The 17,949-nt window shown below is 37.7% G+C and carries 14 protein-coding genes and 1 tRNA gene; 12 read left to right on the top strand and 3 right to left on the bottom strand.

Annotated elements, in window-relative coordinates:
* Positions 1 to 490 precede the first annotated feature (490 nt).
* The 12 genes from COCH_RS09080 (at position 491) to COCH_RS09025 (ending at position 15,923) form a co-directional block, all read left to right on the top strand.
* On the top strand, positions 491 to 2,905 hold the full coding sequence (locus COCH_RS09080) for an efflux RND transporter permease subunit (protein ID WP_015782846.1): 2,415 nt from the start codon (positions 491 to 493) through the stop codon (positions 2,903 to 2,905).
* Positions 2,906 to 2,964: 59 nt separating this feature from the next.
* Entirely contained in the window at positions 2,965 to 4,239 is a 1,275-nt protein-coding gene (locus tag COCH_RS09075) for an NAD(P)/FAD-dependent oxidoreductase (RefSeq protein ID WP_015782845.1), read from the top strand.
* 151 nt (positions 4,240 to 4,390) lie between these two features.
* Positions 4,391 to 5,491, top strand: a complete 1,101-nt coding sequence (locus tag COCH_RS09070; RefSeq protein WP_009418439.1) for a methylmalonyl-CoA mutase family protein — start codon at positions 4,391 to 4,393, stop codon at positions 5,489 to 5,491.
* A complete protein-coding gene (locus COCH_RS09065; protein ID WP_015782844.1) occupies positions 5,475 to 6,056 on the top strand; it encodes a hypothetical protein in 582 nt (193 codons plus the stop codon). The genes COCH_RS09070 and COCH_RS09065 overlap by 17 nt, the downstream gene beginning before the upstream one ends.
* A gap of 473 nt (positions 6,057 to 6,529) precedes the next feature.
* Positions 6,530 to 7,390 carry a glycoside hydrolase family 25 protein gene (locus COCH_RS09060; RefSeq protein ID WP_015782843.1) on the top strand — a complete coding sequence of 287 codons (861 nt, stop codon included), beginning with the start codon at positions 6,530 to 6,532 and terminating at the stop codon, positions 7,388 to 7,390.
* Between the two features lies 1 nt (position 7,391).
* Entirely contained in the window at positions 7,392 to 7,979 is a 588-nt protein-coding gene (locus COCH_RS09055) for a 5-formyltetrahydrofolate cyclo-ligase (protein WP_015782842.1), read from the top strand.
* A gap of 122 nt (positions 7,980 to 8,101) precedes the next feature.
* Positions 8,102 to 9,301, top strand: a complete 1,200-nt coding sequence (locus COCH_RS09050; RefSeq protein ID WP_015782841.1) for an HmuY family protein — start codon at positions 8,102 to 8,104, stop codon at positions 9,299 to 9,301.
* 8 nt (positions 9,302 to 9,309) lie between these two features.
* A complete protein-coding gene (locus COCH_RS09045; protein WP_015782840.1) occupies positions 9,310 to 9,939 on the top strand; it encodes an HmuY family protein in 630 nt (209 codons plus the stop codon).
* A 70-nt stretch (positions 9,940 to 10,009) separates the two neighbouring features.
* Complete coding sequence (locus COCH_RS09040) at positions 10,010 to 11,953, top strand: TonB-dependent receptor plug domain-containing protein (protein WP_015782839.1); 1,944 nt, start codon at positions 10,010 to 10,012, stop codon at positions 11,951 to 11,953.
* A 484-nt stretch (positions 11,954 to 12,437) separates the two neighbouring features.
* Entirely contained in the window at positions 12,438 to 12,746 is a 309-nt protein-coding gene (locus COCH_RS09035; RefSeq protein ID WP_015782838.1) for a DUF4834 family protein, read from the top strand.
* Positions 12,747 to 12,780: 34 nt separating this feature from the next.
* Positions 12,781 to 15,168 (top strand): YfhO family protein, encoded by a 2,388-nt coding sequence (locus tag COCH_RS09030; protein WP_015782837.1) that lies wholly within the window; start codon positions 12,781 to 12,783, stop codon positions 15,166 to 15,168.
* Positions 15,165 to 15,923 carry a hypothetical protein gene (locus COCH_RS09025; protein ID WP_015782836.1) on the top strand — a complete coding sequence of 253 codons (759 nt, stop codon included), beginning with the start codon at positions 15,165 to 15,167 and terminating at the stop codon, positions 15,921 to 15,923. Before COCH_RS09030 ends, COCH_RS09025 begins: the two co-directional genes overlap by 4 nt.
* A 128-nt stretch (positions 15,924 to 16,051) precedes the next feature.
* On the opposite strand, the gene COCH_RS09020 is transcribed toward COCH_RS09025, so the two are convergent.
* From COCH_RS09020 to COCH_RS09010, 3 genes are all read right to left on the bottom strand, one after another.
* Positions 16,052 to 16,131, bottom strand: a tRNA-Leu gene (locus tag COCH_RS09020).
* A gap of 87 nt (positions 16,132 to 16,218) precedes the next feature.
* On the bottom strand, positions 16,219 to 17,127 hold the full coding sequence (locus tag COCH_RS09015; protein WP_015782835.1) for a bifunctional metallophosphatase/5'-nucleotidase: 909 nt from the start codon (positions 17,125 to 17,127) through the stop codon (positions 16,219 to 16,221).
* A 7-nt stretch (positions 17,128 to 17,134) separates the two neighbouring features.
* Positions 17,135 to 17,920 carry a 5'-nucleotidase C-terminal domain-containing protein gene (locus COCH_RS09010; protein ID WP_015782834.1) on the bottom strand — a complete coding sequence of 262 codons (786 nt, stop codon included), beginning with the start codon at positions 17,918 to 17,920 and terminating at the stop codon, positions 17,135 to 17,137.
* Positions 17,921 to 17,949: the final 29 nt, after the last annotated feature.

Below are 17,949 nucleotides of genomic sequence, written 5' to 3'. Positions count from 1 at the left end.
CTTTCTATACCAATCGTCCAAGATTCGTATAAGCTTCCTATAAGCTCTCTATAAGCTAACCCCACCCTCCTAATAGCCTTTTTTCGCTAAAATCCCTCTCAGTCCACTTCTGATATTTTTCGTTTTCCTCCGAAGTCTAAGCCCCTCCGATATTCTCCAACTAATTCCCACATTTGCTAATTCCCTCATTTCCTCATTTCCTCATTTCCTCATTTCCTCATTTCCTCATTTCCTCATTTCCTCATTTCCTCATTTCCTCATTTCCTCATTTCCTCATTTCCTCATTTCCTAATTTCCTCATTTCCTAATTTCCTCATTTCCTAATTTCCTAATTTCCTCATTTGCTAATTAATCTCTTACGTCAAACTCCCTGTCAATTCATAAAATCATTATTAATCATTAACCGCTAACCATTAATCATTGATATTTATTTTTGTAATTGTATATTATTTTGTACTTTTGCGCCCTCAGAAAATAAAGAGATATCAAGATGTTTAGATGGATAAAAGCCAGCTTCTGGGGTACCATTGCGGGCTTAATATTGCGCAACCGAATTGCTTTTTTACTACTCATAGCTGCTATCACTGGGGGCTTAGCTACACAGTGGAAGAACGTTCACTTTACCTTCACCGAAGCAAATATGCTCCCCGATGATCACCCTGTGAATATGGAGTACAAGCACTTTCTCGATAAGTTCGGCGAAGAAGGTAACTTGATATTAATGGCGTTAGACGACAAAAAAATCTATACACCTGAGGTACTCAACAAATGGATTGCCCTTAGTAACGAACTAAAAAAGTTCAAACAGATAGACGCTGTTATCTCTATTGACAACTTGCCTATCTTAGTGAAAGACACTGCACAGCAGCGCTTTGTTACCCATAAGTTTATCGAAGGAAAAGTAAAAAACCAAACTGAAGCTGATAGTCTCAAAAAAGTACTTTCCGAGAAACTACCTTTCTACGAAGGTCTCATCTACAACAAGAAAACAAATACCTTGCAAACAGCCGTGTATATGAACAAAAAGATTGTCAATACACAAGCCCGCAAGGATTTTATCCTCAACGATTTTATTCCCATAGTCGAGAAGTTCGAAGCGCAAACCGGACTCAAAGTGCACACTTCGGGTATGCCTTATATTCGTACCCTCAGCGCTCAAAACATAATGGACGAGATAGGTTTATTCATCTTGGCTGCCTTACTCTCTACTTCAGCCATCTTCTTTTTCTTTTTCCGTTCATTCAGGGCGATGTTTATCTCTATGGGCGTGGTATCGATTGCAGTAATGTGGGTATTTGGCTTTTTAGGGCTTTTCGGCTATGAAATCACCATTCTCACAGGACTTATTCCGCCTTTGGTCATTGTAATTGGTATCCCGAACTGCGTATTCCTCATCAATAAATACCAACAAGAAATCAGTAAGCACGGCAACCAAGCTAAGTCGCTTATTAGGGTAATCCGCAATGTAGGCAATGTAACCCTGCTCACCAACCTCACTACGGCTATCGGTTTTGCTACCTTTATCTTTACCGAAAGTTCTTTGCTCAAACAGTTTGGGGTCATTGCTTCTATCAATGTAGTATCTATCTTCTTCATCTCTCTATTGGTAATCCCGATTATTTACAGTTATATGCACATACCTCAGGAAAAACACCTAAGGCATTTGCATCGCAACTGGATGGGTGGACTTATCAAGTTCATTGAGAATACAGTAAAGCATCACCGTATTGCAGTATTCACTACGGCTATCGCTCTGCTTATCCTCAGTATTATTGGTATTTACAAAATAAAGATTTCGGGTAGTCTCATCGAAGATATGCCTAAGTCAGCTGATTTTTTTGACGATATCACTTTCTTCGAGAAGAATTATGGCGGAATTATGCCTTTGGAAATCACTATTAATACGAAGCAGAAGAACGGTGTTACTCGGTTAGTGAATCTCAAACGCATTGACGAACTCTGCACTCATATCGAGGAAATCCCCGAAATATCCAAACCGCTTTCGTTGGTAAACTTGGTAAAATACGCCAAACAAGCCTATTACAATGGCAACCCTAAATATTATAGCCTGCCCACTACCCAAGAGCAAAACTTTATCCTTTCATACGTCAAAAACTCTAAAGGTAATGCCAATATGCTCTCCGCTTATGTAGATTCATTGGGGCAAACGGCACGCATCACTACTTTTATGAAGGATATTGGTACTGAGAAGATGCAACAAATCGAGGACAATATTTACACCAAAGCTCAAAAGCTTTTCCCAAGTAATAGGTATGAAGTGAAGATTACCGGTAAAGCCTATTTGTTTACCAAAGGTACTAATTATTTAGCTACCAACCTCATTTGGTCATTAGCCTTGGCTATTTTGCTCATTGCGCTCATTATGGCGTATATGTTCCGTTCGTTCAAGATGATAGTTGTCTCACTCATTCCTAACCTCTTACCGCTACTCATCACCGCAGGACTGATGGGCTATTTTGGCATTCCGCTCAAGCCTTCTACTATACTCGTGTTCAGTATTGCCTTTGGTATTTCGGTAGACGATACTATTCACTTCTTGGCTAAATATCGCTTAGAGTTAGTAGCGCGTAATTGGAAGATAAGCAAATCGGTATATGCAGCTTTACGCGAAACAGGGGTAAGTATGTTCTATACTTCTATCGTGCTACTCTGTGGTTTCTCAGTGTTCTTGCTCTCCAGCTTCGGAGGTACCAAAGCACTCGGCGGACTCATATCAGCCACTTTGCTTTTCGCAATGATGACGAACTTACTACTCTTGCCAAGTCTATTGCTTTTCTTAGAACGCAGTCTGTCAAACAAAGAAACTATCAAAGAACCTAAGATTGAGATATTCCCTAAGGACGAAGAAGAAGAAAACACTGAAAAAGAAAATAAAACACTATAATTACACTCTATTATTGGCTAATCGACAAATTTGTTAATTAGCTAATTAAAATAATCATTATGGAAAACAAAAAACATATCGTAATTGTGGGCGGTGGCTTTGCTGGCTTAGAGCTAGTAAAAGTGTTGAACCGTTCTGGTAAATATAAAATTACCTTGGTGGATATGAATAACTACAATTTCTTTCCACCCCTACTATATCAGTTGGCTGCAGGCTTTATGGAGCCTTCATCTATCTCCTACCCTTTCCGCCGTCTATTTCGCAAGTATAAAAATACACGTTTCAGAATGGCTACCTTGCGAGAAGTCGTTCCATCGGAAAACAAACTCATCTTGAGCAATGGAGAACTGCATTATGACGTATTGGTAATGGCTACGGGAGCTGAATCAAACTTCTTTGGTAACAAAGATGTAGAAGAAAAAGCAATGCCTATGAAAACCGTAGGCGACGCCCTTATGCTTCGTAACTTAGTATACACCCGTTTGGAGCGCGCTACCCGTACTGAGGACAAAGAATTGCGCCGTAAGCTACTCTCTTTTGCTATTGCAGGAGCAGGTCCTACTGGGGTAGAGTTATCAGGTATCTTTGCTGAAATGAAACAGAACATTATGCGCAAAGATTACCCTGAGCTTACTTATGATGATTTAGGTGATATTTATCTCATCGACGGACAAAACACCGTACTTGCTCCTATGAGTAAAAAAGCCCAAGCATATACCGAAAAAATCTTGCTTAAAAAAGGTGTAAAACTCAAATTAGGAGTACAGGTAACCGATTTTCTAAATGACGAAGTATACCTTTCGGACGGTACAGTGCTCGATGCTCGTAACCTAATATGGGCAGCGGGGATTTCGGCTAAAACCTTCAAAGGTATTGACGACAAGCAACACTTGGGGCGTGGGCGACGTATGAAAACCGATGCTTATAACAAAATGGAAGGATTTGAAAACATCTATGCAATCGGCGATTCGTCTATTATGACTTCCGACCCTCACTTTCCTCAAGGGCACCCTCAGCTCGCACAAGTAGCCATACAACAAGCCAATAACTTAGGAAAAAACTTCAATAAAGATTTTGTAAACCCTACTCCTTTCAGTTATGTCGATAAAGGTTCAATGGCAATTATTGGTCGTAACCAAGCCGTCGCCGATTTGCCTAAACACATTTTCCTCAAAGGTTTCGTAGCGTGGGCTATTTGGGCGTTTATACACATAATGTCGCTGGTAAACTTCCGCAACAAGCTGAAAGCTTTGTACAATTGGGTAGGTTATTACATCAGCAAAGACCAGTCGTATCGTATGGTATTACGCCCTACCGAAAAAGCTAAAGGATAAAGTCTGGCTTTCCTATATACTTTGCCAATGTTTGAAACATTGGCAAAGTTGAACCTACATAATTACAAAAACATAATTTTTTTTAATTTTTAAAGAATTCTTATTCAATTTCTCTCCCGTAACGGAGGCTTCTTTCACTAAAAAGCAAAGAATGGAGAACACTGCTAAACAATGGAAACAACAACTGCAATACCTGCTGAAAGGGAGGGACTACGAGTCGCTTATATACACTTCAGCAGAGGACGTTCCTATCTTACCTTTTTACACTTCCGAGAACGTAAAAAGCCCTTATGCAGTTGATATCCAAACACAAGTAGCTATTCCTCTTTTTGTATCCAATAAAGAACAGACCCTCAAACGCATTGCTTTTTGGCAAAGCCAATCAGTTCACTTTTTTTTGCTCAACCTGCACACTGAGCTTATTCAAGACGAAGTACAACAATGGTTACCTACTGATTTACACTACTTGTTCACCAATGCCCTCACTGTAGATACCTCAACCTACCAAAACACAGGAGCTTCAATGGTGCAACAAATCGCTTTCGGAGTAGCCCAAATGCAGGAAATACTGACTACTTCAAAAGTAACCACTGCTTTTATAAAAATAGCAGTTGGAGGTAGCTTTCTGTTAGAAATTGCCAAACTGCGGGCTTTTCGTCGCTTATTTAGCGAGCTCTACCCTACCCTACCCTTCCATTTGATAGCCGAAGTATCTCATAGAGGTTTATCTCTTCTGAAATCGTCGCATAACCAAAACTATGTACAGTTAGCTTACGAGGCTACTGTATTAGGAGGTGCTGATTATTTATTGCCTAAAAATTCCCTTTTCTTTAAGAAGAACAGCGTAAATACCGAAAAAGCAAATGTAGCTACCATTCAGCAACTCACTGCTACCCGCAACGCAACACTGCTCAACGGAATGTATGCAATTGAGGCTATCAGCTACGAAATGTACAAGAAAGCTCTTGTGTTATACCAGCAAGTTCATAAACAAGGAGGTTTGTCGGTTATGCTAAAAAGCCACAGCCTGCAAAAACAAATAAAAGCTAAGGCATCGCAAGAACAACAGCTTTTTAATACACAGTGTACTACTTTCTTTCCTGAAAATAGTACCGTTGAAGTTTATCCACGTAAAGAATGGGATTTCTATCCTTTTACCAAAAATCACACCGCCGACTCATTAACACCTAAACGCCTCTGGGAACCCTTTGAAAAAAGAATAAAACAAGAAATGTATGAGCAAAAACAATGAAACTATGGCTGGTTTGCCACCTTATGAACGCGGGTATCGCGCAATGGGGTATTTAGAAGGAATGCCCTCTTTGCGCATCGTGGCTATGGAAGAAGAAAGCATTTCGCGTAGCGAACCCACTGAAATACTTTATCAGAACATCGAGAATTTTACACAAAGCAAAGCATCTTGCAAATCATTGGTAATAACTGCTATTGATACTTTGCCCCAAGCCCTATCGCTCAAAGAAGCTCAATACCTCTATATCCCTGCATCTCTTCTTTTAGAAAACACTATTAGGGAAACTTTTATTCACATTCTTACTCCTAACGACAAACTGCGTATTTTAGTAGATAGTGCTCATAATGGTTTTGAAATCATTGCAATGCTCCGTAGCTTGCGCGCTCTTGCCCAACTGCCTATCACCTGCTTAGTCCACTCTATCACCGATTATCTATACGCGCTCATCGCCCAATCCGACGATTTGATATGTGATATCAAAAACAAAGAGTTGGCTTCACCTGAAAACCAATTCCTAATAGAAAATAGTTTAGTTACCAAAACTATCGACCCATTCTTCCCCTAAGCCTCACTTTTATTAGGCAAAACGTTCAAAACAGTATTTCATTAGCTCCACTTTACCTTCACTTTGAGAGCAGTATTTCTTCGTTCATTCTTCGTCTTTTGTTCGTCTTTTGTTCGTTGTAGACCCACTGTAGACCCACTGTAGACCCACTCATTGTTCGTTTATCTTATAAGCTTCCTATAAGTTCTGCATAAGCCCCCACCTAATTAACCATTAATCATTAATCATTAACCATTAATCATTAAACAAGGCTTTCTCCCTCCTAAGAGCCTTTTCTCTTAAAAATTACTCTTAGTGCACTTCTGATGTTTTTAGTTTTCTTCCGAAAACGCCACCTCCCTCCGACCAATCAAATAACTATTTTAATCTCTCCCCATCATTTGCTAATCCTCACATCTGCTAATCGGCTAATTCGCTAATTAATATTTTTAAAGATTTATACGTAATTCAGATTTTTAATGTATATTTGCAAAATGAAAAAGAAAAAGCTACAAAGAAGTAAGTCTCGTATATCTGCAAAAAAGAAATCTCTATTTGGGAACTTTTTTACTGTAAGCCTCCTATGCATTTTGTTGTTGGGAGTAGGTAGCGTTTTCTATATCAGAACCTATTATCCTGCCATTTACCAAAAAATACTAAACAAAATTACAGCCCGTAAAATAAACTCTACCTACGAAAGCAATCGTATTGAACATATCGTAAGCCTCTACTACGATAAAGTCTTCGGTATCGACCTTTCGCACTATCAAGAACGCGAAGAAATAGAATGGGATAGCCTCTACATCCGAAATAAAACTGCAAAATACCCTATCCAATTTGCCATTTTTAGAGCAACAATGGGGAACGATGGAACCGATAAGAACTTTGCACACTTTTTTTCAGAAGCTAAAAAACACCAACTTATCAGAGGAGCTTACCATTACTATCGTCCAGACGAAGACCCTAAGCTACAAGCAAACTCCTACCTGAAGAATGCTCGGTTGGAAAAAGGAGATTTCTTACCTATTTTAGATATAGAACAATTGCCTAAAAAGAAATCCAAAGAACAGTTTATTAAAGATGTACAAACGTGGTTAGATATTGTTGAAAAACACTACAAACGCAAACCTATTATCTATACTTACATCAGTTTTTACGAAGATTATTTGTATCCCACATTCAAGCAATACCCATTATGGATAGCCAATTATAATAATGTGTCAGTCCCCACCTCTGTTTTTTCTTGGCAGTTATGGCAATTCACTGAAAATGGTATTACTGCGGGAGCAAAAGTCAAAATAGATTTTAATATTTTCAATGGTGATAGTAGCGAACTGAACAAACTCTTATTGTAGTATGACAAAAAAAGAACTCAGGACACTCTATAAGCAAAAACGCAATGCCCTATCAGCTGAGGAGCGAGACCTCCTCAGCCGACAAATAGCTGAAAGGTTACTTCTTTTTCCTAATTCTTTATGGGAGCATCACACTTACCATATATTCCTCCCCATAGAACGATTAGCTGAAATAAACACGAATTATATATTAGACATACTACGCGATAAGAATAAGCAAATAGTAGTCCCTAAAATGGATAACAATACTCGCACGCTGTCCTCTATTCTTCTCACCAAAGATACTCAGCTCATTAATAACGCTTGGGGTATTCCCGAACCTAAACAAGGTGTTATTATAACTCCCAAAACCATAGATGTAGTATTCGTTCCTCTTCTTTCCTATGATAAATATGGCAATCGGATAGGCTATGGTGGTGGCTATTACGACCGTTTTTTGAGTGAATGCAGAGGTGATACACTCAAAATAGGACTCTCCTACTTCCCTCCTGAAAATAACTTTTATGCTTTGAGAAATGCTACTGATGTTTTTTTAGATTATACTATCACTCCTTCCGCAAATTACACACTCACAAAAAGAGAATATTGATAAGTTTTTATTGAGGGAAAGTTTGCTTATATTGAACTTTTCAAAATAAAATACCATATTGTTTTGTATAATTCTAAATAAGTAGTATCTTTGCACCGTCAAATCAAAATACAAACAATATTATGAGATTAAATTTTTTAGCTCCTGCGCTTATCGCAGGAATGATGGTGCTTACTACTTCTTGTAGTAAAGACGACAATCCGACCCCTATACCTTCTACTGCTAAAGAAGTTAAAGAATTAAATGTTTCTTCACAAACAGAGTGGGTGTATTTTTCTTTTTCAGAAGGGAAACAAGTAGAGGTAACCAATCCTCGCACAAGTGATAATTGGGATATCGCTTTCAATCGTTATAACGTAAAAACTAATGGTGGCACTTCAGGTATTGGAGGCGTGGAAGTAGCTAATACAGGAAGTAAAGATTTTGCTACTGTTACTCAATACCCTGGCATAGGATATGAGAAAGACATATTAGTAACTTCTTATGGGCGTCCACAACCAGGACAAACAACTCCTACTACTACAACTATCTCAGTTAATCCTGCCATTACAGGTACAGTACAAAGCCCTGACCCTAAAGGTTTCTATAACTATAATCCTCCTACACCAGGAAGCAATACTCCTCATATTACACTTACCAAATATGTATATGTAGTAAAAACAGTAAAAGGAAAGTATGTAAAATTGCAAATTACTGAGTATACTAACGCTAAGGGTGAATTAGGTTATCTTACTTTTAAATATGATACTCTTACCTCACAAGCTCCAGTAGAAAAAGTAAACCTTACTTTTACCAAAGCAGTTGGAGAAGTACAATTAGATGCTACTACCGATTGGCAATACTTTTCATTGGCAACAGGAGCTGTAGTAAGCGTTACCACTCCAGAAACTGATACTACTTGGGATATAGCTTTCAAAAGTTATTATGTAAAGCTCAATGGTGGTGTGAATGGTAAAGGAAAAGGAGAAGCTCTTAAAACAGAATCAAAAGATTTTGATGCTGTAAAAGAAACTGTAGTAGTAGGTTTTGAAAAAGACAAAGAAGTAACTTTTACTGGTAGAAACAGCTCTACTAAAGTAAACGTTTCACCAGTACTTACAGGAGGCTTTGGTTCTACAACAGGTACTATAAACATCAGTCCTAGCAATATAAACAAATGGGGAGACGTTTACGCTCCTAATGAATGGGTATACATTATCAAAACAGCTGATGGTAAATACGCTAAAGTGCAAGTAACTGATTTTTATAAGGAAGTAAACAGCAAAAAAGCACCTAATTATCCTAAACTAAAATATCAATTGAGTGATAATCAAAGCAAATAATAAAGATTATGAAAGTTAGATTATTACTATCAGTTTTAGCTATAGCCCTTACTTTTGCTTCTTGCAGTAAGGACAATGATAGCAAAGAAGAGAAAAAAATCTCAAAAGGAACACAAGTGAAGAACTTGTACACTTTCAACAAAGATAATTGGGTATACTTTTCTTTTAAAAAAGGAGTCATAACTATTCAAGATCCTGAAAATAGCTTAGATTGGGATATAGCTTTTTTTGCTCATTATATCAAAACTAATGGTGGTATATCAGGTAAAGGAGAAGGAGGAGCTATAAAAACTGACTCTAACAACTTTGACACTGTTACTTCTGCTCCTACTGAAGGTTACACACAAGATGTAAAAGGTACAATGTCTTATGGATCTTATCCTAATCTAACAAAAAAAGAAGGTACTTTTTCCCCAATTGTATCTGGAGATTTTGAAACAAAGACAGGTTACGTTTCTCTTTCACCCAACAATATAGGAAAATGGCCAAGTGTGTATGCTCCTACAAAGTATGTTTACATAATCAAAACTGCAAAAGGAGAATATGCTAAATTTCAAGTTACCGATTTTTATAACGATGGAGCTAAACCTAACTACGTTACTTTTAGCTATCTAATTAGCAAAGATGGTAAGTTTTAAGCCTAAACAATAATCACACTGAGGCTGTCTTGATATAGGCAGCCTCTTTTGTCTAAATTAAATTATCAATATGCGAAAGATTTTTATCACTGCTTTTATTTCATTATTCTACTCACTATCTACTCTTGCCCAAAACGACAAAAAGGAAGATGAACCTATAAAACTCAATGAAATAATTGTAACAGCTACACGCGCTCAAAAGAACTTAAAAAACGTACCTATCACTGTGCAAGTAGTTACCGCCGAAGATATTCGCAAATCGCAAGCTACCGACTTTCAATCGTTTTTAGAAACGGAATTTGCAGGTATCAACTTTACTTACGATGGAGGTATGCCCAATATTAATATGATGGGATTTGGAGGTAAATATGTGCTCTTTTTAATGGACGGAGAGCGTATGGCAGGAGAAACTTTTGACAATATTGACTATAATCGCATTGACTTGGATAATATTGAACGTATTGAAATCATCAAAGGGGCTTCTTCTTCTCTTTATGGCTCGAATGCGCTAGGAGGGGTAATTAATATTATTACCAAAAATGCTAAGAAACCTTTTGAAGGTAACGCGAGTTATCAGTACGAGAGCATCAAAAGTCATAAAGCGAATGTAGGCGTGGGGAGCAAGCAGAAATGGGGTAGTATCCGCCTGACATCTTTTTACAATTTCCGCGAACCTTATGTTTTGGAAGACAGCGAACCATTAACAGTTTATAAGAATGGTACAGCTGTTACCTCTGAAAAAGGAGAACTCAATATTGCGGGGTTTACTACTTATGGGGTTACCCCTAAACTTACTTTCAACTTATCACCTAAAATAGACCTTGCCCTTACGCCTAACTACTACTTCAGCGAACGCAATCAAGGGACAGAATCTTCAAGGAAACTACGTGATAGATACTATAACTACACTTTATCGGCTAAATCTAACATTGCACTCACTGAGAGCAAAAAATTAAGTCTATCAGGAGCTTTTGACCGTTACGACAAGTTTAACTACTTTCCGTTATTAAAAGAAAAAGAAAAGAACTATGAAAACACCATATGGCGTGCAGGAATGCAATACAACCAATCGCTATGGGAAAAACATTCGTTAGTAGCAGGAGCAGAAATATTTTCAGATGAACTACTCAGTTTTCGTTTTGATAATACGGGTACTGAAGCCAAAGAAAACGCACAAAACTACACCGCTTTCACCCAACAAGAATGGACACTTTCTTCTGCCTTCACCTTGGTAACTGGGGCACGTATAGATTATCATTCACTTTTTAAAGAACACTTTACCTATCGCTTGTCAGGGATGTTTAAGGTAGAGCAGTTTACTTTTAGAGGAGGTTTTTCCACAGGTTTCCGGTCGCCTACCTTGAAAGAACTCTACACTAATTGGTTTCACCCTTGGGGGGGTGGCTTCCAAATAATGGGTAACAAAGACCTTAAACCCGAAACCAGTAATAACCTTAACCTTTCAGTAGATTTCGACAGCAAGAAGGTGAATATTACTGCGATGACGCAACTCTCGTCGGTAAGAGATAAAATAGCCTTCCGCTGGACGGCTGCCAGCGATACTATTCGTTATGTAAATTTTAATGGCAATACTGAGATTGTAAGCTCTGAGATATCGGCGACTTATCACCCTACAAAAGCTTTCCGCTTTAAAGGTTCGTATGCGTACTACTACATTAGCAATAGCACAGGTGAAAACCGCCCACATACCTTTACTGTAAAAGCTGAATACATTCCTAAGCGTGATGCCCTCTATATTCCTAACGTTGTGTTGAGTGGCAAATACGTAAGTGCTACCCGCATTCACGATACCGATAGTAATAACAATGAGCTCTATACCTATTATGAACCTTATAGTATATGGCATTTGCAACTATTCTCTAAACTTCCCTACCACCTCACCTTCACAGCAGGTATTGACAATCTTTTCGATTATGTAACTAAAACCACGAGTTTCTATTCCAGTATTTCTCCGGGGAGAACTTATCTGGTAGGATTGAAGTGGACCTATTGATTTTCAAAAATAAGTTAGGTTAGAGGTAAGAATTTATATAAATTTTCATTGTGCTTTGTTTTTTCACTCAAAATAACTCCATCTTTTTTTCGAAATATATCAGAAGGATTCGAAAGGAGAAAATTAGGTGAAGAGTATAAGATAAGAGGTAAATTGGGTATGGTTAGCTTATAGGAAGCTTATAGGAAGCTTATACGAATCTTGGACGATTGGTATAGAAAGGGTATATAAGTAGTTGATTTATACTATAATACAACAATGCCAAAAATGTTAAAAACGGGGTTACGAGGCGAAAGTAAGAGAAAGATAAAATCCTTTTAACACGCACTTACTCGGCAGTTATTGAGAAACTCTCCTAAAAAGAGGGGGCGTAGCGATGCAAAGGTAAAGGCTAAAATAAGGCAAAAGTGGAGTAGATTAGTAAATTTTACAAATTTGTTAGTTCATAATTATTTTATACCTTTGCACCAAAACTAAAAATAAAATGATGTCAGAAGCTTCTTTGTCAGGATTTATACAGACTATCCTTATTATCATATTAGTGTTTTGGGGACTGAGAATCCTCCTGAGAATATTGGCTCCTTATATGATGCGTTTTTTCATAAACAAGGTAAGTGAAAGAATGCAAAAAGAATTCGAGCGTACCCAAAATCAGTACCAACAAAATGCTTATGGGCGAAATCGCTCAGAAGAGAAGGAAGGCAAACAAACTATTATAAATAAGAATTCTCATTCTAAAAACCCTGAAGCTACTAAGCAAGTGGGTGAATACATAGATTATGAGGAAGTTTGATTTAAGTAAGAGATAAAAGGTAAAAAATAACCAAATGAAAAAAATAGTCCCTCACGTTGTAGTAATAGCGCTATTTGCTGTAATAGCGCTTGCTTTCTTTTATCCTGTATTACAGGGAAAAGGTATCTTCCAAAGCGATATTGTTCAGTATACCGGTATGGCGAAGGAGCGCAATGATTACCGTCAAACAGAAAACAAAGAGACATATTGGACAAACAGCGCTTTTGGGGGTATGCCTACCTATCAGTTAGGGGCACAATATCCTAATGATTTTGTAAAGCAGCTAGACAGAACGTTGCGCTTTTTACCTCGTCCTGCCGATTATCTCTTCTTGTACTTTATAGGCTTTTACGTCCTACTTTTGGTGTTAAAAGTGGATTACAAGAATGCTTTCTTGGGGGCTATTGCCTTTGGTCTTTCTACTTACTTGATTATTATTTTAGGGGCAGGGCATAATGCCAAAGCACACGCCATTGCTTATTTTGCTCCTTTATTAGCGGGTATCTTATTGGTATTTCAGCGGAAATACCTTTGGGGAGGATTACTCACAGCAGTAGCACTGGCGTTAGAAATCTGCGCTAATCACTTCCAGATGACGTATTACCTGCTTTTATTGGTATTGCTCTTAGGTGTAGGCTTCCTTTATAAAGCTATCAAAGAGAAACAACTCAAAGATTTTGCAAAAGCGATGACGGTACTACTTGGGGCTTTAGTGGTGAGTGTACTGGCAAATGCTACTTTACTGCTCACGACTCGCGAATACGCCGATTGGAGCACCCGTAGTAAATCGACACTTACTATTACTCCTGATGGAACTCCGAAAGAGCAGAACAGCGGTCTAGCAAAAGAATATATCACCGAATATAGTTATGGCATCAGTGAATCACTAAACCTTATCGTGCCTCGCCTTTTTGGAGGTTCTAACCACGAAAACTTAGGAGAAAACTCTAAGACGTATCAGTATTTGGTACAATTGGGGGTACCCCCTATGCAGGCATTACAAGAAACACAACGTTTACCCACTTACTGGGGCGACCAGCCTATCGTGGCTGCCCCTGCCTATATAGGAGCTGTGGTGTTCTTCCTATTTGTCTTAGCACTTTTTGTAGTAAAAGGAAGAATTAAATGGTGGCTTTTAACGGGCTCAGTAATGGCACTCGTACTTTCGTGGGGCAAGAACTTCGGACTGCTTACTGATTTTATGATAGACTACTTTCCGTTATACAATAAATTTAGAGCGGTATCATCTATACAAGTAATTTTAGAACTCTGCGTGCCTATATTGGCGATAGTAGGGTTACAACAGTTCTTAAAAACACCTGAAGAGGAGCGCAAAAAATACTTACTTTACAGTCTTTATATTTGTTTGGGGGTAATGTTATTGCTTTTCTTAGGAAAAGGATTCTTTGATTTCCAAAGTGCAAACGATGTGTATTACGGCAACAGAGAGATTGTGCAAATGATAGTGGAAGACCGCAAAAGTATTTACACTGCTGATTTGCTGAGAAGCACTGTACTTATACTGCTCACGGCTTTGGCTTTGGTACTTTATCAGTACAACAAAATTCCTCTTAGGGGAATGCAAATAGCACTCTTAGCATTGCTTTTCTTTGATTTGGGAGGAGTAGCCAAACGCTATGTAAACAAAGACAATTTTGTAGATAAATACCTAATAGAAAATCCTTTTGAGGCAACTCCTGCTGATATGGCGATTCTTCAAGACAAGAGCTATTATCGCGTATACGAACCTCAAGTGGGTATCAATGGCGCACGTACTTCGTTTTTTCACCATTCGATTGGAGGCTATCACGCAGCGAAACCCAAGCGCTTGCAAGAGCTCTTCGATTACCAAATAGCCAAAGGAAATATGGAAGTGCTCAATATGCTGAACGTAAAATATATACTTTTGCGCAACCAAGAAGGAGAAATACAACCAATGCACAACGAAGATGCCTTAGGTAATGCGTGGTTTGTAAAGCAACTTAGCTTAAAAAACAGTGATGATGAGGTAATGAAAGCTTTAAAAGAGTTTCACCCTTCCGAAGAGGCTTTAGCAACGCTCAAAGATTTGAAAACAAACCTTCCATCACAATACACTGTGGATAGCACGGCTACGATTGCACTAAAACATATGCGCCCTGATGAATTAACTTACGAAAGTAACAATTCTCACGAAGGCTTTGCGGTTTTCTCGGAGATGTTCTACCCTCACGGCTGGAAAGCGACTATTGATGGCAAAGAGACGCCTATCTACCGTGTAGATTACACTTTACGAGGAATGTCTGTACCCGCAGGAAAACACGAGATACGCTTTGCTTTTGACCCCGAAGTAGTAAAAACAGGTAGTAGATTAAGTCTTGTAGGGTGTATTTTATTGCTTTTATGGCTTGCAGGAGGTATTTTTGTACAATTTAAAAAATGAAAACATTTTTTACTACTATTGGACTACTGCTAATCAGTGTTATTCACGCTCAAGATTTTATAGGCAAAGAATGGCGCATTGATAATTTTTTAGGGGAGTTCCCTGACGTGACCGATGTCTATTTCCTAAAAACGCCTGAGAGTAAATATACTTTTGGCGACCGTATTCTCTTCAATTCAGATGGTACTTTCTCCTCCTGGTTAGTAACCGAATGTGGTAATACCTGCTCTTCTCCTACTATAGGGACTTATCAAGCGGTAGGTAAGTATTTATCTATTCAGGTAGAGAAAATGGAAAAACGAGGGGTGGAATGTGATAGTATTCCTATAGAGCTCAATCTTAATCTCAGTAGTTATTATCTCCACAAAATCTCCAACGATGAATACTACCTCATTAAAAGTACTGGTAATTTTGCTGCCGACAAACAAAAACTAAATGACGTAGCCACTTTACTGCGCTTTATCAAAATTTATGGTATACGAGGCAAATCGCCTAATCCTTCTTTCCAACTGAAAAGTGATATTCCTAAAGACGAGCGCATTGGTAAATTCGTACGCAAACTCTTTCATCTCACTACTTATGAAATCCTCAAAGGCTTCCCTGACAACCATAGTACTCATTACCTTGTAAAAGACCTTAAAACTAACACCTATTACTACCTACGAGAGGAATATTTTAGCAATAAAGTTACTGTTTACTACTTTACTGAAAAAGACTTAAAACAACGTGCTAAAGAATTGAAAAAACAACGGTAAATAAGAAAGGAGAAAAGACAAAAGAGGTATCTAACAGAAGAAGTAAAACCTAAAAAATAAATAGTTCTCAAAACTACTTTATATTAAAAAAACAAAAAGGAGCCACAATAATGTAGCTCCTTTTATTGTACCTGAGGAGGGAATCGAACCCTCACTCCGAAGAACACGAGTTTGAGTCGTGCGCGTCTACCAATTCCGCCACTCAGGCTCCTTTTTAATTCGGTTGCAAAAGTACATAAGTTTTTTAAATATACAAAAAAAACGAGTACTTTTTTACAAAATAATTTATAACAACCTAAACTTCAATAGTCACTGCTTTGTTTTTTACAAAGCTACCTTCCTCAAAAAAGAAGTCTACTCTTCCCAAATTAATACCATAACAACCTACTTGATTTACCAAAGTAGTTTTTCCTCTTTTATTTGTAACCAAAGTAGGATGAGGTAAAAAAGTATGTGTATGACCTCCTATAATTAAATCGATATAAGAGGTTTGAGCAGCTACTTTTAAATCGGAGACCTTAGGGCTATTTTTGTAATCATATCCTAAGTGAGACAGACAGAGAATTAAGTCACAATGTTCTTCATTATAGAGTTTGCGTTCCATATCTTGTGCTATCTCTATAGGGTTCAGATAAACTGTTTCGCCGTATTGTTTTTTATTTACCAAACCTTCCAATTCAACGCCCAGACCAAAAACTCCTATTTTAATACCATCTACCATATAAATTTTATAGGGGTTTGTGTACCCATTGAGGAGCGTTTTACTTACATCGTAATTAGAAATAATAAAATCAAACTTGGCGTGAGGAAGCTGTGCAAAAAGCCCCTCTACCCCATTGTCAAAATCGTGATTCCCTAAGGTAGCAGCGTCGTATTTAAGCATTGACATTAGCTTAAACTCTAACTCACCTCCATAGAAATTAAAATAAGGAGTGCCTTGAAAAATATCTCCTGCATCGAAAAGCAAGGTATGAGGATTTTCTTTACGTACTTGGTCGATGAGATATGCCCTACGTGCTATTCCTCCTTTATTAGGGTTATGAGGGTCAGTAATAGGAAAAGGGTCGATGTGACTGTGTACGTCGTTCGTATGCAAAATAGTAATTTGTTTTGCATTGCTTGGCTTCATTGATAGTGATAGACCTCCTACCCCCATTAGCAAAGATGAAGCTCCTATGTTTTTAATAAAAGTACGTCTTTTCATAATCTTATTATAGTTTATATTCAAATCGGTTATCTTTTTTAGCGTCTAATACGTCTATTTTTTTGAAATAGTCAATCAGTACATTGCGAAGTTTATAATCTGTTTCATCTACTTTTAAAGAATTTTCGAAGAAGTACATCGCATCTCCCCCATTCATTAAATAATCGGAAGTAGCAACTATATAAGTAGCTTTAGAATCGAAAGGTTTCCCATTGATATTGAAGTGAACCACCTTACCATCTTTGGTGATTTGCAAATCTATTTGCTTTGACAGAGGGTGAGGTTTTCGCTCTTTAATCAGATAGTTAAGAAGCTCTTGTACTTTCTCTCCTGACATTGTAAGTACTACTACTTTATTCTCAAAAGGCATTATATCATAAACTGAACCTACTGTAACGTCACCTTTGGGCAAATCGGAACGAATACCTCCCCAGTTGAGCATTACAAAGTCGATATCCTTACCTGTACGTTTTTTGTAAAGAGGATTTACAATTTCGAAGGTAGCATCAGCCATAAAATTACCAATAGCGGTATTTAATGCTTTTTCTTTTCTATCTTTCACCAAATCGGCTGGGTTTTGAGCTAAGACGGTAGACATCTCAGTGGATATATGTTCGCGATATGGTGTGATAAAGTTTTCTATTTCAGCTTTTTGTGAAATAGTATCGGTAATAGGAATGTTTATAGCTTTTACTCTTGTAAGCTGCGTTTTAGACGAAGAGCAAGAGGCTAAAAATCCTATTGTTACAAGCAATACAAAAAAATAATGCTTCATTACATCAAACTTTTTCATAAATATATTTCTATTTTAAAAATTATTTT

Origin of the sequence: Capnocytophaga ochracea DSM 7271 (genome assembly GCF_000023285.1) — a bacterium.
GTDB lineage: Bacteria > Bacteroidota > Bacteroidia > Flavobacteriales > Flavobacteriaceae > Capnocytophaga > Capnocytophaga ochracea.
This window is presented reverse-complemented; position numbering and strand designations above follow the sequence as displayed.

Excerpts from the sequence above, each read along its gene's own strand:
- COCH_RS09080 (WP_015782846.1), top strand. The coding sequence starts at position 491 with ATGTTTAGATGGATAAAAGCCAGCTTCTGGGGTACCATTGCGGGCTTA.
- COCH_RS09075 (WP_015782845.1), top strand. The coding sequence starts at position 2,965 with ATGGAAAACAAAAAACATATCGTAATTGTGGGCGGTGGCTTTGCTGGC.
- COCH_RS09070 (WP_009418439.1), top strand. The coding sequence starts at position 4,391 with ATGGAGAACACTGCTAAACAATGGAAACAACAACTGCAATACCTGCTG.
- COCH_RS09065 (WP_015782844.1), top strand. The coding sequence starts at position 5,475 with ATGAGCAAAAACAATGAAACTATGGCTGGTTTGCCACCTTATGAACGC.
- COCH_RS09060 (WP_015782843.1), top strand. The coding sequence starts at position 6,530 with ATGAAAAAGAAAAAGCTACAAAGAAGTAAGTCTCGTATATCTGCAAAA.
- COCH_RS09055 (WP_015782842.1), top strand. The coding sequence starts at position 7,392 with ATGACAAAAAAAGAACTCAGGACACTCTATAAGCAAAAACGCAATGCC.
- COCH_RS09050 (WP_015782841.1), top strand. The coding sequence starts at position 8,102 with ATGAGATTAAATTTTTTAGCTCCTGCGCTTATCGCAGGAATGATGGTG.
- COCH_RS09045 (WP_015782840.1), top strand. The coding sequence starts at position 9,310 with ATGAAAGTTAGATTATTACTATCAGTTTTAGCTATAGCCCTTACTTTT.
- COCH_RS09040 (WP_015782839.1), top strand. The coding sequence starts at position 10,010 with ATGCGAAAGATTTTTATCACTGCTTTTATTTCATTATTCTACTCACTA.
- COCH_RS09035 (WP_015782838.1), top strand. The coding sequence starts at position 12,438 with ATGATGTCAGAAGCTTCTTTGTCAGGATTTATACAGACTATCCTTATT.
- COCH_RS09030 (WP_015782837.1), top strand. The coding sequence starts at position 12,781 with ATGAAAAAAATAGTCCCTCACGTTGTAGTAATAGCGCTATTTGCTGTA.
- COCH_RS09025 (WP_015782836.1), top strand. The coding sequence starts at position 15,165 with ATGAAAACATTTTTTACTACTATTGGACTACTGCTAATCAGTGTTATT.
- COCH_RS09015 (WP_015782835.1), bottom strand. The coding sequence starts at position 17,127 with ATGAAAAGACGTACTTTTATTAAAAACATAGGAGCTTCATCTTTGCTA.
- COCH_RS09010 (WP_015782834.1), bottom strand. The coding sequence starts at position 17,920 with ATGAAAAAGTTTGATGTAATGAAGCATTATTTTTTTGTATTGCTTGTA.